Origin of the sequence: Paenibacillus sp. 37, assembly GCF_008386395.1 — a bacterium.
Lineage (GTDB): Bacteria > Bacillota > Bacilli > Paenibacillales > Paenibacillaceae > Paenibacillus > Paenibacillus amylolyticus_B.
Map to the genome: position 1 here is coordinate 6,776,653 of NZ_CP043761.1, position 25,304 is coordinate 6,801,956.

24 protein-coding genes are annotated in these 25,304 nt (G+C 43.9%); 12 read left to right on the forward strand and 12 right to left on the reverse strand.

Annotated features, from left to right (window positions below):
* The first annotated feature begins 127 nt into the window (after nucleotides 1-127).
* Nucleotides 128-1,057, forward strand: coding sequence for a response regulator (locus F0220_RS29040; protein WP_091012493.1), 930 nt, complete (start codon nucleotides 128-130; stop codon nucleotides 1,055-1,057).
* A 173-nt stretch (nucleotides 1,058-1,230) separates the two neighbouring features.
* On the opposite strand, the gene F0220_RS29045 is transcribed toward F0220_RS29040, so the two are convergent.
* Nucleotides 1,231-1,407, reverse strand: coding sequence for an aspartyl-phosphate phosphatase Spo0E family protein (locus F0220_RS29045; protein ID WP_091012492.1), 177 nt, complete (start codon nucleotides 1,405-1,407; stop codon nucleotides 1,231-1,233).
* A gap of 435 nt (nucleotides 1,408-1,842) precedes the next feature.
* Here F0220_RS29045 and F0220_RS29050 point away from each other — a divergent pair, with 435 nt between their 5' ends.
* A complete protein-coding gene (locus F0220_RS29050; RefSeq protein WP_091012490.1) occupies nucleotides 1,843-2,466 on the forward strand; it encodes an acetate uptake transporter in 624 nt (207 codons plus the stop codon).
* A gap of 402 nt (nucleotides 2,467-2,868) precedes the next feature.
* Nucleotides 2,869-3,381 (forward strand): acyl-CoA thioesterase, encoded by a 513-nt coding sequence (locus F0220_RS29055; RefSeq protein WP_091013218.1) that lies wholly within the window; start codon nucleotides 2,869-2,871, stop codon nucleotides 3,379-3,381.
* A 35-nt stretch (nucleotides 3,382-3,416) separates the two neighbouring features.
* Here the strand turns inward: F0220_RS29055 and F0220_RS29060 are convergent, their stop codons facing one another.
* Both F0220_RS29060 and F0220_RS29065 read right to left on the reverse strand, forming a co-directional pair.
* Nucleotides 3,417-4,493, reverse strand: a complete 1,077-nt coding sequence (locus tag F0220_RS29060; RefSeq protein ID WP_105600419.1) for an anthranilate phosphoribosyltransferase — start codon at nucleotides 4,491-4,493, stop codon at nucleotides 3,417-3,419.
* A gap of 19 nt (nucleotides 4,494-4,512) precedes the next feature.
* Entirely contained in the window at nucleotides 4,513-5,106 is a 594-nt protein-coding gene (locus tag F0220_RS29065) for an ANTAR domain-containing response regulator (protein ID WP_091012487.1), read from the reverse strand.
* Between the two features lie 592 nt (nucleotides 5,107-5,698).
* Between F0220_RS29065 and nirB the strand changes: the two genes are divergently transcribed.
* From nirB to cobA, 4 genes are read left to right on the forward strand one after another with little or no spacing between them, the layout of a single operon-like run.
* Nucleotides 5,699-8,140 (forward strand): nitrite reductase large subunit NirB, encoded by a 2,442-nt coding sequence (nirB, locus tag F0220_RS29070; protein WP_105600420.1) that lies wholly within the window; start codon nucleotides 5,699-5,701, stop codon nucleotides 8,138-8,140.
* Between the two features lie 16 nt (nucleotides 8,141-8,156).
* On the forward strand, nucleotides 8,157-8,474 hold the full coding sequence (nirD, locus tag F0220_RS29075; protein ID WP_091012484.1) for a nitrite reductase small subunit NirD: 318 nt from the start codon (nucleotides 8,157-8,159) through the stop codon (nucleotides 8,472-8,474).
* A 37-nt stretch (nucleotides 8,475-8,511) separates the two neighbouring features.
* Complete coding sequence (locus F0220_RS29080) at nucleotides 8,512-9,393, forward strand: formate/nitrite transporter family protein (protein ID WP_105600422.1); 882 nt, start codon at nucleotides 8,512-8,514, stop codon at nucleotides 9,391-9,393.
* Nucleotides 9,390-10,160 carry a uroporphyrinogen-III C-methyltransferase gene (gene cobA, locus F0220_RS29085; protein WP_105600424.1) on the forward strand — a complete coding sequence of 257 codons (771 nt, stop codon included), beginning with the start codon at nucleotides 9,390-9,392 and terminating at the stop codon, nucleotides 10,158-10,160. Before F0220_RS29080 ends, cobA begins: the two co-directional genes overlap by 4 nt.
* A gap of 9 nt (nucleotides 10,161-10,169) precedes the next feature.
* Here the strand turns inward: cobA and F0220_RS29090 are convergent, their stop codons facing one another.
* On the reverse strand, nucleotides 10,170-10,808 hold the full coding sequence (locus F0220_RS29090) for a TetR/AcrR family transcriptional regulator (protein ID WP_091012478.1): 639 nt from the start codon (nucleotides 10,806-10,808) through the stop codon (nucleotides 10,170-10,172).
* Nucleotides 10,809-11,003: 195 nt separating this feature from the next.
* On the opposite strand from F0220_RS29090, the gene F0220_RS29095 reads away from it, so the two are divergent.
* Nucleotides 11,004-11,771 (forward strand): SDR family NAD(P)-dependent oxidoreductase, encoded by a 768-nt coding sequence (locus F0220_RS29095; protein ID WP_091012476.1) that lies wholly within the window; start codon nucleotides 11,004-11,006, stop codon nucleotides 11,769-11,771.
* Nucleotides 11,772-11,923: 152 nt separating this feature from the next.
* On the opposite strand, the gene F0220_RS29100 is transcribed toward F0220_RS29095, so the two are convergent.
* On the reverse strand, nucleotides 11,924-12,394 hold the full coding sequence (locus F0220_RS29100; protein ID WP_167483726.1) for a GNAT family N-acetyltransferase: 471 nt from the start codon (nucleotides 12,392-12,394) through the stop codon (nucleotides 11,924-11,926).
* 204 nt (nucleotides 12,395-12,598) lie between these two features.
* Here F0220_RS29100 and F0220_RS29105 point away from each other — a divergent pair, with 204 nt between their 5' ends.
* A complete protein-coding gene (locus F0220_RS29105) occupies nucleotides 12,599-13,480 on the forward strand; it encodes a helix-turn-helix domain-containing protein (protein WP_105600425.1) in 882 nt (293 codons plus the stop codon).
* 291 nt (nucleotides 13,481-13,771) lie between these two features.
* Here F0220_RS29105 and F0220_RS29110 read toward each other — a convergent pair whose 3' ends face one another.
* From F0220_RS29110 to F0220_RS29130, 6 genes are all read right to left on the reverse strand, one after another.
* Complete coding sequence (locus F0220_RS29110; RefSeq protein WP_091012472.1) at nucleotides 13,772-15,019, reverse strand: MFS transporter; 1,248 nt, start codon at nucleotides 15,017-15,019, stop codon at nucleotides 13,772-13,774.
* A gap of 2 nt (nucleotides 15,020-15,021) precedes the next feature.
* Entirely contained in the window at nucleotides 15,022-17,592 is a 2,571-nt protein-coding gene (locus tag F0220_RS29115) for a class III lanthionine synthetase LanKC N-terminal domain-containing protein (protein ID WP_091012470.1), read from the reverse strand.
* A 102-nt stretch (nucleotides 17,593-17,694) separates the two neighbouring features.
* Nucleotides 17,695-17,796 carry a class III lanthipeptide gene (locus F0220_RS32680; protein WP_188310509.1) on the reverse strand — a complete coding sequence of 34 codons (102 nt, stop codon included), beginning with the start codon at nucleotides 17,794-17,796 and terminating at the stop codon, nucleotides 17,695-17,697.
* Between the two features lie 233 nt (nucleotides 17,797-18,029).
* The gene (locus F0220_RS29120; protein WP_223200022.1) at nucleotides 18,030-18,284 is read right to left on the reverse strand and encodes a hypothetical protein; all 255 of its coding nucleotides are present in this window, start codon (nucleotides 18,282-18,284) and stop codon (nucleotides 18,030-18,032) included.
* A gap of 158 nt (nucleotides 18,285-18,442) precedes the next feature.
* Nucleotides 18,443-19,801, reverse strand: a complete 1,359-nt coding sequence (locus tag F0220_RS29125; protein ID WP_105600427.1) for a sensor histidine kinase — start codon at nucleotides 19,799-19,801, stop codon at nucleotides 18,443-18,445.
* On the reverse strand, nucleotides 19,801-20,478 hold the full coding sequence (locus F0220_RS29130) for a response regulator transcription factor (RefSeq protein WP_105600680.1): 678 nt from the start codon (nucleotides 20,476-20,478) through the stop codon (nucleotides 19,801-19,803). Before F0220_RS29130 ends, F0220_RS29125 begins: the two co-directional genes overlap by 1 nt.
* A gap of 253 nt (nucleotides 20,479-20,731) precedes the next feature.
* Between F0220_RS29130 and F0220_RS29135 the strand changes: the two genes are divergently transcribed.
* The 3 genes from F0220_RS29135 to F0220_RS29145 are packed head-to-tail and all read left to right on the forward strand — an operon-like array spanning nucleotide 20,732 to nucleotide 24,550.
* Nucleotides 20,732-21,556 (forward strand): polyphosphate polymerase domain-containing protein, encoded by an 825-nt coding sequence (locus F0220_RS29135; protein ID WP_091013215.1) that lies wholly within the window; start codon nucleotides 20,732-20,734, stop codon nucleotides 21,554-21,556.
* Nucleotides 21,549-22,229 (forward strand): DUF4956 domain-containing protein, encoded by a 681-nt coding sequence (locus F0220_RS29140; protein WP_091012463.1) that lies wholly within the window; start codon nucleotides 21,549-21,551, stop codon nucleotides 22,227-22,229. The genes F0220_RS29135 and F0220_RS29140 overlap by 8 nt, the downstream gene beginning before the upstream one ends.
* A gap of 26 nt (nucleotides 22,230-22,255) precedes the next feature.
* Entirely contained in the window at nucleotides 22,256-24,550 is a 2,295-nt protein-coding gene (locus tag F0220_RS29145) for a carbohydrate-binding domain-containing protein (RefSeq protein ID WP_105600428.1), read from the forward strand.
* Nucleotides 24,551-24,721: 171 nt separating this feature from the next.
* Here the strand turns inward: F0220_RS29145 and F0220_RS29150 are convergent, their stop codons facing one another.
* Nucleotides 24,722-25,300 (reverse strand): class I SAM-dependent methyltransferase, encoded by a 579-nt coding sequence (locus F0220_RS29150; RefSeq protein WP_105600430.1) that lies wholly within the window; start codon nucleotides 25,298-25,300, stop codon nucleotides 24,722-24,724.
* Nucleotides 25,301-25,304: the final 4 nt, after the last annotated feature.

Here is a 25,304-nt window from a genome sequence, read left to right on the forward strand (position 1 = left end):
TGACATGTCAGGTTCTATGCAAGAAGGAAAGGAACGATTACACTGGAACGAGAGTTCATCGCGGCGTTAACCGCCTTTACCATAGATTTATCAATCACACCATTCACAGAGAAAGGGAATGACTGACATGCGTTATTTTATCGTGGATGATGATCCTGGCGTTCGTTCCATGTTGATGGATATTATTGAGGATGAAGGCCTTGGCGATATTGCCGGGGAAGCTGAGGACGGAGCACATATTCACGCGGAACTGTTGGAACTGCATAAGGTGGATGTCCTGCTGATTGATCTGCTGATGCCCCAACGAGACGGGATTCAGACTGTGCGAGCGCTTGAAGGAAGGTTTGAGGGCAAGATCGTCATGATCTCCCAGATCGAGTCGAAAAATATGATCGGTGAAGCCTATTCACTAGGCATTGAATATTATATTACGAAGCCGATTAACCGGCTGGAGATTCTATCTGTTCTGCGGCTGGTGAGCGAAAGGCTGCGGATGCAGCAATCCATCGCAGATATCCAACGGACATTACAGGGATTGTCCGGTTTGAATTCTACCGAACGTGCTGCGGCTCCGGTTCCGGACAAAACAATCACGACTGCAGGACATTTCCTGCTGTCCGAGATGGGCATGATCGGTGAAGCGGGCAGCAGGGATCTGCTGGACATGCTGGAATATCTGGAGCAGGTAGAGACAGATGAGCATAAGCTGTCCCCCTATACGTTCCCATCTCTCAAAGACATCTTTCAGAACGTAGCGATACGCAAGCTGGGAGAGAACGCCACACTTGCAGAGATTAACAAGGAGATCAAGGCATCGGAACAACGTGTTCGCAGGGCCATCTTCCAGACGCTGAGCCATGTGGTTTCTCTGGGATTAACAGATTATACACATCCCAAGTTCGAGAACTATGCATCCAAATTTTTCGATTTTACCGAAATTCGCAAGAAAATGCTGGAGCTGCAAAACAATGTGGAGCCTTCCTTGTCACAGACACGCATTAATACAAAAAAATTCGTACAGGTATTATATTTGGAAGCCAAACGGTTGCTGCATTAAACAGATGCATGATGGATACGATGCAAAAACAAACGGGCATGAATATGACGCCGGTAGGATACCGCCTCTTCAACTGAGGCTGTCCATACCGGCTATATTCATGCCCGTCTGTACGATCAAGCGTTACAATCTATGTGATTTGTTCCATGTATAAAATTTAAATCGCTTTGGGTTCAGGCCCGTGAATGGTTTCGGCTAATTCGGTTATACTCATTAATCAATTCGTCCAATGCCATAGACTGCCGAATCACATCGGGATGCCCAAGACCACCCTTGTTATGCTCTACCAGCATATGAAGGTTATGTCTGGCCTTTTCTATTTTAATTTTCAAATCCAAACTCATAACCATGACCCCTGATACCTCCTTATTCTGTGAACCATTTTAGTTTTTCCTGTCAATCTATAGTTGGATTAACATATGGCATAGGAGACAAGGATGTTTTGTATTCTTCTCCAAATTTTGATAAAGATTATTTTATCACACAAGAGCTTATCCGAAAATGGCTGATATGACGCAATTTTAGTGGTATTATCGAGGGTTGGATTCTAACGTCCGGCCTCATCATTCACGGCCAGAACGGATTGTGTCGTAAATGTGTATATTGAAAAAACCAAAAGTCTATTGGTTCAAAAGGTAATAAAATCCCTTTCCATAATGGGGTCATTCAGGTACAATAGGGCGATGTGTGTGTCCGGACCCGGCGGATACAAATGATGTAATTTAGAGGACGGCCAACGACGGCCATTGATCCTGATTTGATATTATTGGAGGCTTATCATCACCATGCAGACCGATTCACAGACTAAAGTCAAAATTGTTAACGCCGATCCCAGCGCAATGGGATTATTTGGGTTGGCTATCGTAACCCTGGTCGCTTCTTCCCAAAAGCTTGGCATCACAGATGGACTTAGCTACGCTATTCCTTGGGCGATCTTCCTGGGTGCTTTTGCCCAGCTATTCGCATGTATTCAAGATTCCAAACGCAACAATACCTTTGGCACAACAGCTTTTGGTGCGTACGCATTCTTCTGGTTTGCAATGGCTGCCAACTGGATGATCAAAATGGGCGTATTTGGCTCCACTCTCGCTGAACAGGCCGATGGCAAGCAGCTCGGATTTGCTTTTGCCGGATACCTCGTATTCACCCTGTTCATGACGATCGGTGCGATTGAAGCGAATAAAGTATTGCTTATCATTTTCATTCTGATCGACTTCTTGTTCCTTGGCTTGACGTTTGACGCTTTCGGCGTAGCTCCTCACATTTTCCACACCATTGCAGCATACGCTGAAATGGCTATCGGAATTGTGTCCCTGTATGGTACAGGTGCTTCGGTACTGAACGCTCACTTCGGTTATGCGTTCTTGCCGATCGGCAAACCGTCCGGCATTTTCAAACCCAAGGCTTAATATACAGCAGTAAACCGCCAGCGCGCCGGTCCGCGCCTGGCGGTTTTTTTGCAGTCCAAACTTCATTTGAATATGGTTCTGACCGACACTTATACTAAAAGATACTATATAAGTCAAACTAAACATTTACACAGAACGAAGAGGAGAGAAATAACTTGAAGAAGCGGAGCGTTCGCCTCAAAGCTTTCTGAAAGAAAGCTGCATCGGAAGCATACGCTATCCCCGGATTTTCACTCTATAAAAAGGAATAATAAAAATCTGGGGATAACAGCGATCGGAGAGTTATTCTATCATCGGAGTGGCCGATGTAAATAATCTTTAGTTGAACTTATGTCACAGCAGCCATACTGTAAGGAGGAAAAAAGCATGAGAGAGATACCGAAACCAACGGAGATGGATCAGGTGGAGAAAAAATATGTACGCGAAACACGTTGTTTCAAGACGGCAAGGGTGTTCCCAACCGATGTCAACAATCATAATACGCTATTCGGCGGGAAGCTGATGTCCTACATCGACGATATTGCATCCATCGCCGCTTCCAAGCTATGCCGGGTCAATACCGTAACCGCATCAACCGACTCGGTTGACTTCCTGTACCCGATTAACCCAACGGACTCGGTTACGCTTGAATCGTTCGCGTCCTGGACAGGACGAAGTTCCATGGAGATTTTTGTGAAGGTGATTCGAGAGGATCTGAAGACCGGAGAGAAGAAAATTGCGGCGACTGCATTTCTGACCTTTGTAGCCCTGGACGAAAATAATCGCAAACTGATCGTACCTCGTATTATCCCGGAGACCGAAGAAGAAAAGAAACTATACGAGACCGCTCCGGATCGGGCGGCCATGCGGAAAATGCGGCGGGAAGAGAGCAAGAAATTTGCTGACTTCCTGACCGTTACTTATCCTTGGGAGTAAGAATACGCTAAATATGCACAAGCTTAAACAACGATTTATCGGGACGATGCCGGATAGATGGACACCGCTCTGTTATCCGGCAGTTCGCCACCCATCGAGACACACCACTGTTGATAGATGCGATACGCTGCACCACTCTCCAGCAACCCCTGACAAGTGTATATGCCCTCTTCGATGGAATTGACACGCCCCGCCGCATACAAGCGGAAACCTCCATTTAACAAGACCTGATTCACAAAAGCAATATGCCCGTCACCACATAATACACTTTCCACCACTTCGAGCTGCTTGGCAGCTGTCCATACCAGTTCAGGCACAGGCATATCCAGTTCATAAGCTGCGGGGTCAATCAGTTCCAGCTTCATCTCTCCGTCTTCTACTGCGTATACGCGGGTTGGCCGATCAATATACAGATCCTCAGAACCTTCCATTCCCTGTACAACATAAGCACGGCGATAGTTAAACCGGGTGAGCAGCTTCGCAATCCGATCCAGAAAGGTATTATGAAACACACCAAACACCAAATACGGTGAATGGTTATAATCAATCAATTTCTCTGCTGTGTTAAACACCGTTCGAAAACCCAACTCTTCCCGTAACGGACGAAGCTTACGAAGAGGTGCGCACCAATCCTCGGAGGATACGTACATGACACTCGAACGCAATGCAGCGCTCCGGGCATCTTCCCGATCCATCTTGTGTGTATCAATACCCACTTCCTTCAAAAGTACCGACAACGTGACGCCCCACTTGGGTGGTAAAGGATCACTCCCGTGCAAAGTCACCGGCAACCCGGCCGCCGCGAGTACAAATGCAACCGGAAACGTGGCCATGAACGACTTTGTCCGTCCATCATAAGGACCGGCGCAGTCCAATCCATCCTGAAATATGGAGAAACGTTCCGCACTGTTACGACATGCATGAACAAAAGCTTCCAGTTCCTCAACGTTTTCCATTTTCATTCGTTCAGCCATGAGAAACGCAGCCGTCTGGGCAGGGGAAACCTCCTGTTTTAGGATTTTCTCTGCAACGGTCAGTGCTTCTGTATAATTCAGATCACGCGAGCCTCGTTTTCCACGTCCGACCTCTCGAAGTATGTGAGACATATCCATGGAGAATTCTCCTTCCAAATTAAGACTGGAGCAGTTGATGTGCCTTCACAATTGCCGTAGCTACATCGACCATCCGTTTGCGTTCATCCATCGCTTTCTTACGTAACAGGTCATAGGCTTCGGCCTCGGAGATCTGCTTCAGATCACTAAGAATGGCCTTCGCCATATCAATCCACTTTCGATCCTCCAGCCTGGATTGCAACTGCTTCCGTTCTTGCTCCCACTGTTTACGTTCCATGTAGCGCCGAGCTGCAAAGTGAAGCGTCCAGTGGATCTCGGGCCCGGTCATGGATGGTGTAAGTATCCCATCAAATGAAGTTTCGACCTCGCAGGATTCTGCGGAGGAAGAGGCCGTATCTGGCCCGCACCACCAGAGCAGCGGGGAATCAGCCTTCCCCTTTCCCAGGCAGTTCACCCAGTACTCCACATCGGCCAGCGACAGATGCAAGATGGACGCTTCCGCCTCACGGGCGAGCTTCAACGCTTCCGCTTCACTGCCTGCCACCTGTACATGGTACCCGTTCGCCCCCAGCAGTCTCTCCGGTGTCAGAGGGATTGCATCGGACGAATCAGCTATCGTCGACTGTATACGAATGACCAATAAAGATCGCATGATGGAGCAATCCCTCCCTAATTACGTATAATTAGAATCACATTATTTAAAGCGTTAACACAAGAAAGCGCTATATATGTTATATTACCTGACAAAAAAAACAGATCAATCTGATTTTATAACTGATTTCGAGATAATAAATACAACAATCATGACGGATCGTCCTAGTAGCCCAAAAGAGTAAAACACTAATTATGATACGTTTTCTATGCTTTTTGTAGTGCCCAGTGCACTATATTTCACCAAAACATTCATTTTCATGAATATATATCCTTAAAACCTCTTCGATCATTCGTGTTCCAATAAATTCATGTAAACATAATTAACTTTAAATTTCAAATACTTTTTTATGTTAACTATATTGACATGGTTGGATCGATCTTTTATAGTTAAGCCATAACAACTCCATATTTGAATCGATCACAGTTACAACGGCGTAGCTGGTTGAAACGGCAATGAAGCCTGTTTTGCAATCTCGGAGCAAGGGATGCGTATGTATATGCGCAGTCCTCCGAGGCATAACAGGCTTTTTCGATTTTAGAGACAAGGTTTTGAGGCAGTTTGCAGAATGGACCTAAGGGGGCTAATCATAATGAGTACAACGAAAAAACTGGTGCTGGTCGGCAATGGCATGGCGGGAATCCGCACAATCGAACATATCCTTAAGCTTGCTCCACACGCTTATGAAATTACAGTCTTCGGCGCAGAGCCGCATCCCAACTACAACCGGATCATGTTATCTTCTGTACTGGCTGGCGGAACATCCATCGAAGATATCGTAATCAATGAGTGGAGCTGGTACGAAGATAACGGCATTCGGGTGTACCCGGGTGACCCGGTCGTTCAGATCGATCCCAAGCGCAAAGAAGTTGTATCTCAAAATGGTGTACGCGCAACCTATGATGAGCTGATTATGGCAACCGGTTCACAAGCGTTCATCCTCCCTCTTCCCGGCGCTAACAAGGAAGGCGTTATCGGATTCCGCGATATTAAAGACTGCGAGACCATGATGGCAGCATCACAAAAGTATCGCAAAGCTGCCGTTATTGGAGGCGGATTGCTAGGACTGGAAGCAGCGCGGGGGCTGCTCAATCTGGGCATGGATGTCACGGTCATCCATATTAACGGTCATCTGATGGACCGGAACCTGGATCTCCCGGCAGGACTGATGCTCCAGCGTGAGCTTGAAGAGCAAGGTATGAAGTTCCTTTTGAACAAACATACCGAAGAAATCACAGGCAAACATCGAGTAAAAGCCCTTCGTTTCACTGATCAAACGGTACTTGAAGCGGATTTGGTTGTCATGGCTGTCGGGATTCGCCCTCAGATTGAACTGGCTCGCAATACCGGCCTCGATGTGAATCGTGGAGTCATTGTAGATGATTATATGCATACCAGCATCCCTGGTATATCTGCCGTCGGCGAATGTGCAGAACACCGCGGTATTGCCTACGGACTGGTTGCTCCATTATATGAACAAGGTATGGTGCTCGCAAAACGCCTGGCTGGTGCGGCAACCGAAGGATACGCAGGTTCGGTCACGTCCACGAAGCTCAAAGTATCTGGTGTGGACGTATTCTCTGCCGGACAATTCAAAGACGCTGCAGACACTCGCAGCATTCGCATTCAGGATGACGTTGATGGTGTGTACAAAAAGATGGTGATTAAGGATGGGCAGCTCATTGGAGCTGTATTGTTTGGGGATACCACGGATGGCGCATCGCTGTTTTCCCTCATTAAGAGTGGAGAGAACATCAGCGGTCGGGAGAAAGAAATTTTGCTCGGTGTACCTTCCGGTGGTTCAGGCTCGGGTCCATCTGTCGCAGAACGCATGGCAAGTATGCCAGATGACGAGATCGTCTGTGGGTGTAACGGTGTTACCAAAGCTTCCATCGGGGACGCTGTTCTGAATAAAGGCTGTAATACACTCGGTGCAATCAAATCCTGTACCAAAGCTTCCGCTTCTTGCGGTGGATGTAAACCGATTATCGAAAACCTGCTCACGTATTATGCCGGTGATAATGTAGGTGAACAGACCAAAGAAGGCATATGTGGCTGCACATCCTATGATCGGGATGAGATTGTTGCACAGATCAAGGAAATGGGACTCAAAAGCGTGAAGGAAGTGATGAACGTTCTCGGTTGGAATGAGCCGGAAGGTTGCTCCAAGTGTCGTCCGTCCCTGAATTATTATCTCGGTATGATCTGGCCGGCTGAATACAGAGATGAGCGTGTATCCAAATTCACCAATGAACGTTATCACGCCAACATTCAGAAGGACGGTACCTACTCCGTTATTCCAAGGATCTATGGTGGTGTTACTTCCCCGGCGGAATTGATCAAAATTGCGACTGTCGCAGAGAAATACGATGTTCCGATGGTGAAGTTCACGGGTGGACAACGACTCGATCTGCTCGGTGTACAAAAGGAGAACCTGCCGAAGATCTGGGAAGAGCTCGATATGCCTTCCGGTTTTGGTTATGGCAAGGCGCTTCGTACAGTGAAGACTTGTGTTGGTAATACATTCTGCCGATTCGGCACACAGGATTCCATTGAGATGGGTATTCGTCTGGAGAAAAAACTCGACAAAATGGTAGCTCCAGCCAAAGTGAAACTCGCTGTCTCCGGATGCCCGCGGAACTGTGCTGAAGCAACCATCAAGGATCTGGGTGTTGTCGCCATCGATGGTGCATGGGAGATTCATGTTGGTGGTAACGCCGGAGTTAAAGTTCGCACAGCTGAGTTGCTCTGTACGGTGAAAACTGATGCGGAAGTGGAAGAGTGGACCTACTCTTACCTGCAATATTATAGAGAGAACGCAAAATGGAATGAGAGAACAGCGGCATGGATTGAACGGGTAGGTCTGGATCATGTGAAGGAAGCATTGGCGGATCGGGATGTACGTCTCGCTCTGATCGAACGCCTGGAAGTTACGCTGGGTCACACGGTTGATCCTTGGAAAGAAATCATTGAAGACGAGAAATTGCGTAAAAACTTCACCCCACTGTCCGGTGCCGAGCCGGTAACTCACTAGAAACGGAGGAACAGCGATGAACAAATTCCGGATTGGACACTTGACGGATATTGATGAAAAGGGTGCACGGACCTTCCTGATACAGGATACCGAAATTGCAGTCTTCAAACTGAGCGACGGAAGTCTGCACGCCGTCGAGAATCGCTGCCCTCACAAGGGCGGCAAGCTGTCGGAAGGCATGGTGTGCGGGACAGCGGTTCATTGTCCTTTGCATGATTGGAAGATTGATCTGCGTAACGGTAAGGTACACGAGCCGGATGAAGGCTGCTTGAATACCTACAAAACAGAAGTGGACGGCAACAGCGGAGAAATCTTCATCACAATTGCGGGTTAAAGGCTAGAGATACCCTGACATCAAGGAGGCGTGCGCTATGGATTTTGTTAAACCTGCAGAAGTGCTGCAATCGATGGTCGAAGCTGGTGAGAACAAAGCCAGAATGAATCGGGTACAGATGCTGATCCGCGGTTTTCTGGCAGGGGCTATCCTCGCCTTTGCAACCACATTGGCATATACCGCTGTATCTCAAACTTCCGTTGGTTTGGCAGGTGCACTGATATTCCCGGCTGGATTTGTCATCATTATTCTGCTGGGTCTCGAATTGGTGACAGGAAACTTTGCGATGCTTCCACTCGCAGTGTTGAAACGCAGAATTACATGGATGGATATGCTCCGAAATTATTTCTGGGTGATCACAGGACATCTGCTCGGATGTGCATTCTATGCTCTGTTATACGGCTTGACCATTACCAAGATGGGTACGGATATGAACAACCCTCTAATTCAAACGCTAATCCAGACCAGTGAAACCAAAACATTGGGATATCAGCACTTGGGCGGGGCTGGCATTGTACTGGTCATCATCAAAGCCATTCTATGTAACTGGATGGTCACACTCGGGGCAGTGATGGCCATGACGTCCACTTCTACACTGGGTAAAATCATAGCGATGTGGCTGCCCATTACGATATTTTTCGCTCAGGGATTTGAGCATGCTGTGGTAAATATGTTTGTCATTCCGGCAGGCATGATGCTCGGCGCACAGGTGAGTGTCGCTGACTGGTGGCTGTGGAATCAGATCCCGGTGTTGGTGGGTAACCTCATTGGCGGAGCTATATTCACAGGCCTCGGTTTATATGCTGCCCACCACTGGGGAAATCCGGTAAAGCTCTCGTCCAAACTGGCAGCCATTCAGGGTGGTCGTTCAGGATTGGCAAGTTCTGATGCTGCTCCGAAATTGGGGACACGATCATGAGCCGGGGCCTGGTTAGTATTGTTGGCGCTGGTCCTGGAGACCCGGATCTGATTACGGTAAAAGCCCTGAAACGTATTCAGTCGGCAGATGTCATTATGTATGATCGGCTTGTGAATGATCAATTGCTCGCTGAGGCTCGCGAAGGAGCACTCCGCATCTACTGCGGCAAAGCCCCAGGGCTTCACTCCATGAGTCAGGAGATGATTGGACGGATGCTGGCTGCGCATGCAGCAGAAGGCAAACAAGTTGTACGACTCAAGGGAGGCGATCCGTTTATCTTTGGCCGTGGTGGTGAAGAAGCGCTTGTGCTGGCGGAAGCAGGGATTGCATTTGAGATTATTCCTGGCATCACTTCGGCTGTTGGCACGTCCGCTTCCTCCCTTATTCCGTTAACCCATCGCGGGATCGCTTCATCCTTCGCATGTGTCACGGGAACTGGCAGTGACGGAAGTGTATCATCGGTTCGCTGGGATCTACTCGCTCATAGTGTGGACACACTGGTCATCTACATGGGTATTAGCCAACTGCCCCAGATCCAACATGAATTGCTTCACCATGGGAAAAGTGGACACACCCCTGCGGCTCTAATCGAACGGGGAACCACTTCGGAGGAACGCATTATTACCGGCACACTTGCCGAACTCCACTCCCTCTCCCTGTCACATCAAGTGAATAACCCGGCATTAATTATGGTCGGCGAGTCCGTCCTGATCCGCGAACAACTGCTTCAGATGCAACAGGCCGCTAATGCCTCCATGACCGGATAATCCGGTACTTTAATCCAACAGCATACGCTCGTGAATAGTCCGACCCTTCTGCCCTGGTTCAATCAGCAGACGGGTCGGTTTGATGTTAATCAGCGCCGTAAGTTGCTCTCCCATATAATGCGCAGAATATTTGAACCCAATCTCCGCCCAATGCATGATTACGCCTACAGTTGCAGATACCAGATAACTTAACATGATGTCGTAATTAATCGTCCACTCACTATCCTCGGTCACCAATACAAAATCTTCGGTTAGATACGTTCTAAACATATTGCACAGCCGGGAACCCATATCCGAATGCATCGTTATTAATGCACGAAAGATATCCTGATGGGCTTCAATATATTCGAATACAGGCATCGTGGATGGCAGCAACACAGTCATGTCCACTTCCTTAAGCTGTGCGTATGGTTCTGCATATGCTCGCCCCACTCCCTGCATGAAATCATCCAGAATGAACTGCAACAACTCCGGTTTGCCGGGAAAATGTAAATAGAAGGTTCCACGGTTGTAATCCGCCCGCTCCGTAATATCCCGGATTGTGAGGGCATCCGCTCCCTTCTCCAATATCAAAGAAACCGCCGCAGCGATGATCGCATCCTGTGTTCTTCGTGCTCTCCGGTCCTGAGGATGTTCAATAATCAACATTTTCGCCTCCTTTGTTCATTATTGTAATATAAATAAACACCGCCTACACCTCTGTCCGATAGCTGACATATGCGCTGTCAATGATTATTGTCACATTGCTATGTATATCTTAACATTGAGACAGGAAAGATAGACGACAGGTTGAAACTTTTTTTGAGAAATACCTGCCAATAATGAATAAGGAGCGAATATATCATGAGTACAACGTATACACATACAGCCGTAATTACAGGAGCAGCCGGAGGCATTGGTAAAGAATTGGCACGCCGCCTTGCAGAGCGCAAAATCAACTTGGTTCTGGTGGACCTGAATGAAGAAGCCATCCAACAGACGATTACTGATCTGAACCTCGACAAAGAGCACGTCATCGCCGTAAAAGCAAACGTATCCCAGGAAGCAGACGTGAAAAACTATGTGCAAAAAGCACTGGATGCATTTGGCCGAATCGATTATTTTGCCAACAATGCCGGAATTGAAGGTCCAACAGGGCTGATCGAAGACCTGAGTGTTGAAGCACTCGACACTGTATATAACGTCAACATTCGTGGCGTATTCCTGGGTCTGCAAAATGTCATTCCAGTGATGAAAAAACAAAAATCCGGTGCGATTCTAAATACCTCTTCCCTTGCGGGTCTGATGGGCGCACCTGCCGTATCTCCATATATTATGTCCAAACATGCCGTAGTTGGTCTCACGCGTACCGCTGCAAATGAATTGGCACCTTACAATATCCGGGTTAACGCTGTATTGCCAGGCACAATCAACACACGTATGATGCGCCAAATCGAAGCCAATTCCGGCAACGTGGAAGATTATCAATCTGCTACGGTATCTGCCATTCCAATGGGCCGTTACGGTGAACCGGAAGAAGTCGCTGCGGTGATGAACTTCCTGTTGTCCGAAGAAGCATCCTATGTAACAGCTTCCCTCTACACTGTAGATGGCGGTATGATGGGTCAATAAGATGAATCAAATAGATTCTAGATACCTATAAACTTTGTAATTGAGTCCTACCTTGTTGAACATTTAGATACTGTAAGAACTATAAAAAACACTCTTAAAGAGGGCGTTACCCTCATTCTAAGAGTGTTTTTTTCGTATAATTCTTAGGGAAATCATACTTCTGTCTGCAGAACATATTTTTCATATTTAAAGAGTGTTAGTCTATCTGAAACCTTAACCTCTTTAATCTTAGAGAATCCCATTTTTTCATAAAAATAATGATTTCTATAGCTTAAATGTGGAGTATATAGAGTCCATAATTTTGCACTGGTATATTCTTTTTGAACAAAATCCATCGCTTTTGTGCCCATACCAGAATTTTGACATTCTGTTTTGATGAATATTTTATTTATATGCATCCTTTCATCATTCCCTCTAATGTCAATGGCTCCAAGAATATTATCATCTCTATCGAAAATTGTGAAATGATGCGCAATCTCTATACTTTTCTCCATTTTTTCCCACGTTTCACATGCAGGATTGGTATCGTAATCCTGATACTTCTGTAAATCTTCTTCAAAAACCTCCTTCTGAATTTCGAGCAACCTTGAGATATCTCCCTTATTGGATGGACGATATATCATTAGAATACCTCCTGCGTCGTCTTCTATGGATTTGTAATCCACCATATATAATCACTTAAAAATGATAGCATAATTATACCTACACTGTAGGATGCTTTATAACTTAGTTTCTTCACTAGAAATCGCCTCCTATAAAAGAGTATACTAGGTAAATATTGCAATAACATTTTTTGTAATAAATATTATACATCTAAGGAGAGTCACATGAAAATCGGCCAACTTATCCAATATGTTCGTAAAAGTAAAAACCTTACACAGACTGAGTTAGCAGAGGGTATCATGATTTCAAGACCATATCTGGCCAAAATTGAAAATGACCGGCATCAAATTTCTTCTGAAAAACTTTCAATGATTCTTGAATTTTGCAATGTTAATTATGACGAGTTCCTTTTCATGCTTAATGACTATAAGTTAAGCCCTAAAATGGCTGCATATAAAGATGTTTTTGATACATATCAATCGGATAATAAGAATGAACTAGCTATCTCAAAAACACATATATATCAAACCTACGAAGAATCTAAGGATATCTTTTATAAACATCTATTTATTCTATGTGAGTGTATAGAATTAGACTTTAACAAAGAAAAAATTCCAATCAATCACTGTAAAGAAATTGCAGATTATTTAATTAGCGTTGAAAATTGGTGTTATTACGAATTAGTACTTTTCAATAACTTTTTATTTGTTTTTCCTGAATCCACTGCTATGCATTTATCTAAGAATTTGATCAAACGTTCTTTAATGTACAAAGATTTAAAGTCTGATAATAAAATTCTGAGTTCTTTATTATTTAACTTAATTCAATTAAGTATTAATATCGAAGACTTTATTCATACCGATGCTTTACTTGATACAGCAAAGAATGTATTCAATGATAGAACTAATTTTTTTGAACAAACCATGATTAACTTTTATTTAGGAATTAGAATGATTACATCAAACAATTTCAATGAGGGTGAACAACATTGCAGAAATAGCTTGAAGGTATTTGAAGTTTTAAAACAAGATGAGATGTATAACAGATATAGTGCTCAACTAAATAACGCTCTATTCAGATACAGCAACCCTACTAAGTCAATCTAAGAATATAGGTTTATATTGCAAGTTAATATTCATAAATACTTATAGATTGAACTAAAGAATCAGTTGTTCAACTCTCAATTCATAACCAATATGAATCAAATGTCCAAAGTTTCTCGCAGCCACAACATAAGGTTTTAATCCTCCTTTTCGGTTATGGTAAGGTTATTAAGTTAAGCAGATTCCACAAACGTGGAATGCGTAGCTGTAATCTAACAGAAAACTATTCATGGAACCGCCACCTTTTGGAGTTTGTAGTAATACAAACGATGTTTCAAGGTTGCGGTTCTTTTTCTACTCTAATCGATTTTTCAACACAAGCGTTAATGATACTAGTATTAATCCAACAAACCCTATTATAAATATCAGTATGCTTATAATTGATAAAGTTAAGTGACCTGATAATAATAGATAACCACTTGCCATTAATAGAGCCAACACATTTGATAATGCTGACAATGCGGAAAAAGATCCCCTTTTGTCCTTTGGAATAAACTCTATTTGTGCTGCCTGCCAATTCGGAGAAAAAATAAGCTCTCCAATGGTTGCAATGACTACACAGAGGATAAGTATATAAAAATTTAGGTTATATGAAATTAAGCTGTAACCACATATATATAGAAATACGCCGATTAAAAGAGCATTTTTTGTTGACCATTTCTCAACTACTCTACCAATTTGAAAAGTGCAAAAAACAACTAAAATAGTGTTAATCAATTGTAAAACAGAAAACATCCTAATGCCTGAAATGTTAATTCCTAATATACTAAATTGAGAGAAATCCCTTGCAAGCCTTATATTAGAGTAGTAAATCAATGAGAACTCAACAGAAAAAATAAATGCGCTACCCAATAAAAAAATTACCCAATCCTTATTTTTAAGTGCCTCCTTATAATTGTTAAAAAGATTAACGAAAAAGTTGTTTTGTCTAACTTCTTTTCGAAATATTTGGTTATCATTTTCTATAATAATGAAAAAGCCAATTGTTACTAGAATTAAAATAAATATTGAAGTTAAGTACAAAGATATTAAATGGTTACTAGAGAACCAACCTCCTATACTTGTACCTACAGCCAGCGACAAGTTAGTAGTCCAATAATTAAATCTATAGATATCTCTTCGATTATCTTTATTTGTCGAGTCCATAATTAAAGCATTGTATGCAGGCTTATAAGTCCCCCCTATCATACCTTGTAGTACATAAGAAATAACTATGCAATAAAGCAGAACTCCTTCTTGAGGGTTTTTTTCAAGAAAGTAGAGTTCAAAAGTCAATATAGACAGCATTGCTATCTGAACAGTTTGGAAGGTAGTTATAAACCGCTTCCTGTTAAAAATATCTGACAGGTAACCACCGATAATACTGGATATGAAATTCAAAGAAATACTGAGTATAAGAAGAAGACCTAAGAAAACATCGTTCAAATAATTAGTTAAATATAAAATTAAAAAAGGAGAAGTTGCAGTTCCGATTGTTTTAGAGAAGAAGGAGCTAAGTATACGAAATTTAATATTTAATGGGAATTGCATGAATGAACTCATACTCAATCTACCTCAGTAACATACTTCAATAATTTTGCAAGAGCGTAAGCAATTCCAGCTGTTCCCCCATAAAATGAACTATCAACATTCAAGAGAAGACTATTAGGATAATAAACATAACCATTGTAACTTAAGGCAAACGACTCCATAACATTGAATATTCGCTCGAAACTAGCTAAGTCAATGTATACTCGCTTTTCTTGGACTACCTTTAAAAGAACCAAAAGTTCTCCAGCCAGACCACTCCCGAAGGAAGGATCAGCATATATAGACTTTTCAGTACTGTCCACTAAGTCTAATAATTTTTTTTCGTATACCGGGTTGCTCTCTATATCCAAATAGGCCGAGATAGCTAATATAAGTCCAGCATTCCCTAAAAAGCTAGCATTAAAGGCATGCTCATCCTCATCACTCATGAGTACATACTCCTTATTAGGGCCAATTAAGGAATTTTCAAGCATATAGTCAAGCATTTTTTGTGCACATCTTGCAAAAATTTCATTACTAGTCCGTTTATTCAATTCACATAAATAGTAAATTATACCTGATAATCCGTTAAAAAATCCATATTCTGTATAAGACCCATTACACAACTTATCCCATTGGTCATTGTTGATTACAGATACAATTCTTTCTCCTATAAATACAGAATACTTTCTAAAATTATCCGACTCTTCTTTTTCTAAAGAGAGAAGTACAATTCCCAACCCAGCAATTCCCCGATGTAGAGTATACGTCTCAAGCGATTGGAGCAAGTTCTGTATTTTATCTTCGGTGAGCTCTTCCCCATCTAATCCCAATTGATTTAATAAATAAACATATCCTAAATACCCATTAAAAAAATCTGGTTCTTTGTAATTTATAGTTCTTATAAATCTGCTAATAACCTCTTTGGGTAAAAAAGTATCAACTTGAATTACACTTTCAATCTCTCTTATACTAAGTAACAAGCCAAGCTTTCCATCCATTAACCCATTAAGCTTATCACTCATTAAGAATGGCTGTTTACCTGAGGCAGAAATAAATTCATTAATTAATGTCTGATGAAGTATTCTCAAATGTTCCTTCAACCGGTTTTCAAGAGGCTCTATTTTTTTGAAATCTATGAAAGAATGCCTTGAATTCATATTATCCAATGTGCTTATGATTTTTGGTAGATCGACTTCCTTTGATCGAAAAATAAGATCTTGAATTATACCTACTAGCTCCTTAGGTATTAAAGATTGTGAACTCAACAGATGAAGGAATTCTTTTATTTTTTTATTATCAATATCAAACAGTGCACCTGTTGGAAAAAAGTAACTAATCATTATAAGCCCGATCGCTTCATAATCAATTTGAAATCTGTGATTTAAATCTCTGTATTTCCGGTAACGAAAACCGGACGTACCCATTAGTATAGTAGCATCGTTTCTATGTTTATCACTACAACCAAGCTCGAAGTCAATAAAACGTATTTGATCCCGGTGATCAATCATAATATTTCTTAGTGAAATATCCCCAACTGACACACCTAAACGGTGTAAATCACTCAGTGCAGATAGAATACGCTTAAATAGTTTAATTCCTTTTTCAATGTAATCCATAGTTCGAATAGTTTTATGTTCATATTCCCATGGTGAACTTAGTTTCTCTTGTAAGTTTTCACCTTTTATTTCTTCAACACTAATAAAGTAATGTTCCCATTCAAAAAAATCATCATATATTGAAGGAGCACTCGTTCCACCCGATTGCAACAATTCTTGCAAAATTTCTTTTTCTTGATGCCTCAAGGAAATAGCATCTAGCCCATTATCTAAAACAACCGTACCCGGTCTAGCCTCCTTTAAGATTACATTTTTATTTAAGTACTTATCAAACGCTCTATAAACACCACCGCTGTTAGAGATTGAAATAATATCTAATACACTGTATCTTCCATTCTTAAGTCCTTGATTATCTTCTGAGAAATCATCTTTTTGAGTTACTGGATTTTTTATCCATTCTGGTTGCTGGTAATAAGGTTGGGGTTCATCTATAAATTGCTCTTTGTTGGGACCAACTATAATATAATCACCGTTTTGATTTTTTAAAGTTTGGTCTGTAGCCGCCATGCTACCATAACGATAGTATAGTACCTTACAATCCTTATATCTTTTATCCGATAATACAAAAGGCCCAGTATATAATTTAAGCAACTGATATAATTCATCAATTACTAACAAAAACTGTTTTGTGTCTTTTGGATAAATAGTAATAAATTTACCAGAAGAGCTTCTACTCCAAACTTTAGAAAGGCTTCGCTTTAATATTTCTGCATCTTTCATGAACTTAAATGGCACCTTATTTTTGCCGCAGTATTCATTCACAATCGTCAATATATCCTCTGCATTTAATGGTGTTGCTGAAATATGAATTTTCCATCCAAATTCCGGCAAATAAGCATCAGAAAAATAAACTTGTAAGTAATAGGACCCATTCTTCACTTCACACTTTTGGGATCTTTCAATTATATCTCTATAAGTCTGATCTTCTTTATATCTATAAATATCATAATACATGTTCAGAACATTGATTTTCTTATCACTTAGCAACTTTCCATCCCTCCATAAAAATTAACTAATTAATATAAAAAAAGACTCTCCTTAGAGATTCCTCTAATAGGAAAGTCTTTTCTTATGTAATTGAGAAAATTATTAAGTGCTCAACAGCCAGCTAGTACCTGGATAGGCTTGAGCAATCAACGTTTTACCCTTTGTTTCTTTAGCCATTTTTTGCAGGTTCAGAATTTTCAACATACTAATCACCCCTTTCTGTTTGTACTCCCAACAATTAATTGGTATATATACATTTAACTACAAATATATATATTTTTATTTTTTGTAATAAATATTACACATTCTTATCTCTGTTTCCAAAAACTAAATTTTTCTTTTTGGAATCAGTCATCTACCATCAACAAATAAATCGACCTCCTAATAGTACTGAAGGTCGATTTATAATAAACTATGTCATAATATTGAAAACAGATCTAATCGACGTACCCTGCGTGACCCTTGTCCATCAGATAGTCCATTTCAGCATCCAGAATGCTTTCCACGGTCAGCTCATCCAGCTTCACATCTTTGCGACTAAGGATGTAGTCAGCCAGATCATCGCCGTCAATATCCACATCGTTACCTTTGGCATTTTCGTGCGCCTTGTTGATGTACGCTTGCTGATGCTTCAGCACAAGAGCGATGTTCGCTTGGCTTGCCTTCGTTTTATCTGCAATATATTGCATCATTTCTTGTTCATTAATTGCGTTTGCTTCTGCCACGTTCAGTTCATCTCCTTGATTCATACATACTGTTGCCATTGTAGCATAGGTTAACCCATTACAGGCAGAACTTATCCCTGTAGAACGATTATAGATCCAGAGTGAAGAAACGCATCACTCCGCCCCTACGACAACCGTACGTAAAATGTAGCACCCTCTCCGACTACACTTCGGGCGTATAGCTCTCCTTTGTGCTGATCCACAATAGAACGAGCAATCGCCAGCCCCAGACCATGCCCACCATGTTTGCGGGCTCTGGACGAATCCGTACGATAGAATCGATCAAAGATCCGATCCAGATGTTCTGGTGCAATGCCCTCACCCGTGTTGGACACGGCCAGCGTGACATCATTATTCTGTTTCTGGAGCGTAACGTTTACGGACCCTCTGGGCCCGCAATACTTCACCGCATTATCGAGCAGGATCAGAATGACCTGTTTGATCTGCTCACTGTTCCCATGAACCGTAAGATTCGGCTCAATGTTGTAGTCAAGGGAGATGTTTTTCTCAAAAATAACGGCTTCCATTGGCAATATAATACTTTCTACCGCATCGCTCATATTAAACTTCGCATGAATCATCGTCGAGCGTGAGTCATCCATCTGTGTCAGATAGAGCAGATCATTCGTAAGTCCGGTCATGCGTTCGGTTTCCGATTTGATATAATGAAGCCACTTCGCCTGATTCGCTATGGTATCCTCCTGATTTGCAAGCAGCACGTCAGCATTGGTATTGATGATCGCCAGAGGGGTCTTCAACTCATGTGAAGCATCACCGATGAATTGTTTTTGTTTCTCAAATGCTTCTCTAACCGGTGCAATGGAGCGATTCGCAAAATAACGGCTCAGGAAGTAGATCACAATCAACATGATTAATCCAACAACAGCAAAAGTATAGATCAGATTCGTAAGAATGCCCTGTTGTGCCGTCACATCAATGAATACGATCATATGCCCGTCACCGGTCGTATCAACTACATAGGCCCAGTCCGTTCCATCCAGCGCAAATTGTCCAGTCTGCCGTTCCGAATCACCAACTTTATCCCGATCCACTTTTTGCAGCGCCTCGGTGTAGAAGGTTTCGTCCATATCAAAACGGGAATGGGTATCCGTGATTTGCCACTGGCTATCCGTCTTGATCATGAACGAAATGGAACGTGCCGGAGGTGCATTGGGGTCTCCACCGGGTCCTTCATTGTTACCACTCATGGCATTGGATGGTAGCGAATCTGAACCTGAACCTGAAGCACTTGTACTAGCGCCTGATCCAGACCCCGTCCCCAGACCCCCACCTTCCCCGCGCGGCATCTTGGATGAATTATAAGGACTGTGGTAGAAATCAGACACCTTGTACAACTCCATATTTGTCTCACGTTGCACATTCTGATACGTAATCGTATAGATCGTCGCAAATGCCACCAGCATCATAATCGATATGGACACCAGATTCACGATCAGGAATCGATTCCGGAGTTTCTTGAACATCAGGACGTCACCTCAAGCACATACCCCACACCCCGAATCGTGTTAATGCGAACAGTCGAGTTCAGGAAGGTTAATTTTTTGCGTAAAAACGAGATGTACACCTCCACATTGTTATACTCCACTTCCGAATCGAATCCCCACAACTTCTCGATAATCTGCTCTTTGGAGGTAATCGCCTGTTTGCGCGTAATCAACAGCTCCAGCAGTTCATTCTCCTTCAGATTCAGCTTGATTGCCTTCCCCTGTACGCTCAGCTTCAACTGAGTTGTGTTCAGCTCCATGTCGCCGAATTTCAGTCCGTCCTCCGGAACAACTTCGCCCTTCCGCCGTAAGGCTGCACGAATCCGGGCCAGTAATTCTTCTGTGGCGAAGGGCTTGGCGATATAATCATCGGCACCATAATCGAGGCCTGTGACCTTGTCCGATAATTCACCTTTGGCCGTAAGCAGAATGACTGGCGTATGATTGCCTTCACTGCGAAGTTTCTTCAGGACGGTGATTCCGTCCATCTCTGGCATCATGATGTCGAGCAGTAACAGGTCGTAGATGCCGCTCTGCGCATAATCGAGTCCTGATCTGCCGTCGTGGACCATGTCCACGGAGTAGTTGTTTTTTTTCAAAATCTGCGATACTGCCTCTGCCAAATGAACCTCATCTTCCGCAATTAATATTCTCATCATCTATTCATTCCTCTGCTTGAATTATTCGTCTTCATAAACGCTGTATGGTATCACCCATTCTATCAATTGAACCTTGAATCAATCTTAATTCATTTTGTGTATGCCCACTATTATAGGAAGGTAAAAAAATGTTAACGCAATGTAAAACCATTTAAGATTCATTCAAGGTTGGCCCTCTAAGATACAGACATGGAAGCAATACACGATGCATCAAAACATACAACCCACCAACGAAAGGACTGAATCCCACATGGCAATTGAAGTATTCAACCGATATGAGAGCAAGTACCTTCTGACGGATGAACAGTACGCCCATTTCTACAACGACCTGCTGAAATACATGGAACTGGATGCCTACAACAAGAAACATGAGTACTACTCCATCAGTAACCTGTATTTCGATACTCCACAGGATTCCCTGATTCGCGCCAGTCTCTCCAAACCAAAATACAAGGAGAAGCTGAGACTGCGGGCGTATGGAATACCTGAAGAGAATGCCAAAGTGTATCTGGAGATCAAAAAGAAAGTCTTTGGCCTGGTGAACAAGCGCAGAACCGCCTTGAAGCTGGATGAAGCGTACGAATTCGTTCGTTCAGGACAGGCACCGGAGCTGGCAGACTATATGAACAAACAGGTTGTGGAAGAGATCAAATACTTCCTTCGCCTCTACGATCTTGAACCGAAAGTGTATCTGGCGTATGAACGCAAAGCACTCTTTGACAAGAACAGCCGGGATCTCCGCATTACCTTTGACACCAACATTCGCAGCCGCAGATACGATCTGAAGCTGGAACAGGGAGATTACGGTGAACCGCTCGTGAAGGACGGAAGGTGGCTGATGGAAGTGAAAGCCGAGAAAACCGTTCCGCTGTGGCTGTCGCAACTGCTCTGTGAGCATGGTCTCTACCGCACTGGATTCTCCAAATACGGCAACGAGTTCAGACATCTGGTGAGAACAACCAACCTGAATTACCAGTCGGAGCGCATTCTTGTACCAGGTACTGACTTCAACCCATCCATAGAACAAGAACAAGATAAAACGATTATAGAAAGAGAGCGTGTCCTATATGCTTGATTCACTATTCAGTTCCGCCCTTACCGATACCAACCTGACGTTTAACAACGCAGTCATCACCATTGGTCTTGCCATCATTCTGGGGTTAATCATCAGCCTCACGTACATGAAGACCAACCAAGCCACATACTCCCAGAGCTTCACCCTAACGATGGTCGTCCTGCCCGTCATTGTCGCCATCATCATCCTGCTCATCGGCAGCAACATTGCTCGAGCATTCAGCTTGGCAGGTGCCTTCTCGATCATTCGTTTCCGCAGTGCACCTGGTGATCCAAAGGATATTGCTTATGTATTGTTCACGATGGCTTCCGGTCTTGCCTGCGGTGTAGGTGCTTTTGGATACGCAGTGCTGTTCACGATTATCCTGTGTGTGCTGATGTTTGTCCTGAGTCGCTTCAACTTCGGCGGCAAGAAGAGTCAGCTGAAAACGCTGAAAGTCACCATTCCTGAGAATTTGAGCTATGAAGAAGCACTTAATGAAGTGTTCCATACATTTAATGTACCTTTTGACCTGAAAAAGATCAGAACGACCGAGCTCGGCAGTCTGTATGAGCTGGTCTACAGTGTAACCATCCACGAAAGTGTTAGCCAAAAGGAATTCCTTGATGCCATCCGCACACGGAACGGCAACCTGGATATCTCGTTAACCATGAGTCCAACAACGGAATATTAATTCTTAATTCGAAGGGAACGATCTATATGAAGAAAAACATGATAACAGGCAGCAAACTGTGGTCCATCGCCATGATTACCAGCCTACTCGCTGCATGCAGTTCACCAGCAACGACAAGCACAACCGCCAATGCCGCAACGTCAACGACAGGAACAACCAAAACGGTATCGGTCAGCGAGCAAACCTCTGTGAAATATGCAGATCTGGTCTCTCTGGATGCTGACGATACCAACATTAGCTGGAGCGAGGCAGATTCCACAGCGATTAAGTTGAACGGCACAACGGCAACGGTAACCGGTTCGGGCGCCAAAGCAGCCAATGGCTCAGTAACAATTACGGAAGCAGGTACTTATGTACTTAGCGGTGAGCTAACCGACGGTCAGATCGTGGTCAACGTTGCCGATAAGGGCACCGTACATCTAGTATTAAACGGAGCTACGATCCATGATAATGACAGTGCCGCAATCTATATTCAGAAGGCCGGTAAAGCGGTGATTACACTCGAAAAAGGAACCAAGAATACCGTATCCGATGGTAAAACGTATGTGTACGCTGACGCTACAACAGACGAACCGGATGCTGCAATCTTCAGCAAAGCGGATCTTACGTTCAACGGTGCAGGTCAATTGACCGTCACAGGTAACTATAATGAAGGGATTACGAGCAAGGATGATCTGAAGATCATCAGCGGTAGCATCAGTGTCAAAGCAGCCGATGACGGTATCAAAGGTAAAGACATGGTCGCTATTCAAGTGGGTACGATTACCATTAAAGCCGAAGGTGACGGCATCAAATCCACCAATGACACGGATACCACCAAAGGTTTCGTTGCCATCGCAGGAGGTACCTTCGATATTCAAAGTGGTAACGACGGTATTCAAGCCGAAACCGCACTTGTTGCGGATGGCGGCACATACAACATTGTGACTGCTGGCGGTAGCGCCAATGCTCCAGCCAAAGTCGAAGAAGGTCCATTTGGTGGCGGCGGTGGATGGGGTGGCGGAACACCTCCAACCGATATGGGCACACCACCAGATGGCGAACCTCCTGCAGATATGCCGGAGATGCCTAATAACAGCGGCAATGCAGGTGCTAATACAAACAGCGAAGCAGCGTCCAGCTCTGCCAACACAGCAGCAACAACCGATACCAATGCCGATGCGGACACTGCTGCAACAGCAACCGAGTCCACAAGTGCCAAAGCACTGAAAGCAGGTACTGACCTTACGGTGAATGGCGGTACGTATACCATTGATTCCATGGATGATTCCCTGCACAGCAACAATAACGTGACAGTTAACGACGGAACATTCAACATTCAATCCGGTGATGACGGCATTCATGCCGATCAGGAACTGACGATTAACGGTGGCACCATCACCATTGCGAAGAGCTATGAAGGACTTGAAGGAGCAATCATCACCCTGAACGATGGGGATGTGGATGTAACAGCATCCGATGATGGCGTCAATGCTGCAGGTGGCGAGACGGAAACAACTGCGAATACAGCGGCAAGTACAGATAGCGCTACTACAGCAACCGATGCTGCTACGACATCCAACATCTCTGTAACCGAAACGACGGGTACAACATCGACTACCGATCAGGCATCCCAAGGTACAGCTGCTACTCAGCAAGGACGTGGACCGGGCGGAATGGGAGCGGCGAGTAATAACGAGTTCCACATTAACGGCGGTACACTTACCGTGAACGCAGGTGGTGACGGACTGGATTCCAATGGTTCCATTACCATGACCGGTGGTACGGTTATTGTGAACGGACCAACGGATAACGGTAACGGAGCATTGGATTATGACGGTACATTTGTAATCAGCGGTGGATACCTCGTGGCTGCCGGAAGCTCTGGTATGGCACAAGGAGCATCCGATGCGTCTACGCAAAATACCATTGTAATGACATTCCCTGCAACGCAAAAAGCTGGAACACTTGTACATGTACAAGACAGTGAAGGCAACAACATTCTGACGTTTGCTCCGGCAAAAGATTATCAAACTGTGGTTGTCAGCTCCCCGGATCTGAAAAAAGACGGCTCCTATGTAATCTACTCCGGTGGTACGTCTACAGATAAAGCAGTGGATGGGCTCTACACAGACGGTACTTACAGTGGCGGAACACAAGTGGTTGCATTCCAATCGACCAGCAATGTAACTTGGGTGAATGAATCTGGTGTGACCACAGCCAATACAGGTATGGGTGGTCCTGGCGGAGGTCGTGGCCAAGGCGGATTCGGAGGTGGCAGAAATCGGACGCAATCCGGTACAACATCCGACAGCACAGGCACTACGGATTCTGCAAAATAATCATCATGTCCTGAGCCATAGCGCATAACTCGCTTCTCAGGCGCAGGCGAAACAAAAAAGGCTCCGAATTCACGTTATGTGAGTTCGGAGCTTTCTTTCGTTATTCTTCTGGACCAGAATTACAGGGAATCATAGCCCTCTGCCCAAGGTGCAGCGGATGTACTCTTTTTCTCAGAACGAGTATACATACACCTTGGTACGCAAGGCATCCCGGCATGTAATCGTACGTAGTGGTTCCTTACCCGGGAGCGCAAAACAGACACTAATCACCTTGGCACCCGGCGGAAGCTCCCGACTGAATTTGTCCAGAAGTCGGTTCATCGCTCCCGGAAACAGATAACAGATCACACAATCCGCATGTTCATAGGAACTGGTGTATATATCCCCGCGCATGAAGCGCAGCCTACCCTTAAGAGAGTGCTGTTTTCCCTTCGCTCGACGTAAGCGAACACTGAGATACGCAATGAATTGGGAAGACCATAAGGGAATTCTCGAATTCTCAATCCCGGTCAGCCTTTTACCAGGACAGTGCCTTACAACATCCAGTCCCAGTGTACCCCATCCGGAACCTGCTTCAAGCACATCCCCGTACCCGGGAATCCGGTTCACCTCTTGAATGACCACCTGCCTAACGCGGCCGGATGTGGGCATCGGGGAAATCCCGTTTTTCCAACTAACAAGTACGATGGATATGACACCGATCAATGTCACCACGGCAATCAGCCATGGAATCAGGTAAATGATGAACATGAAC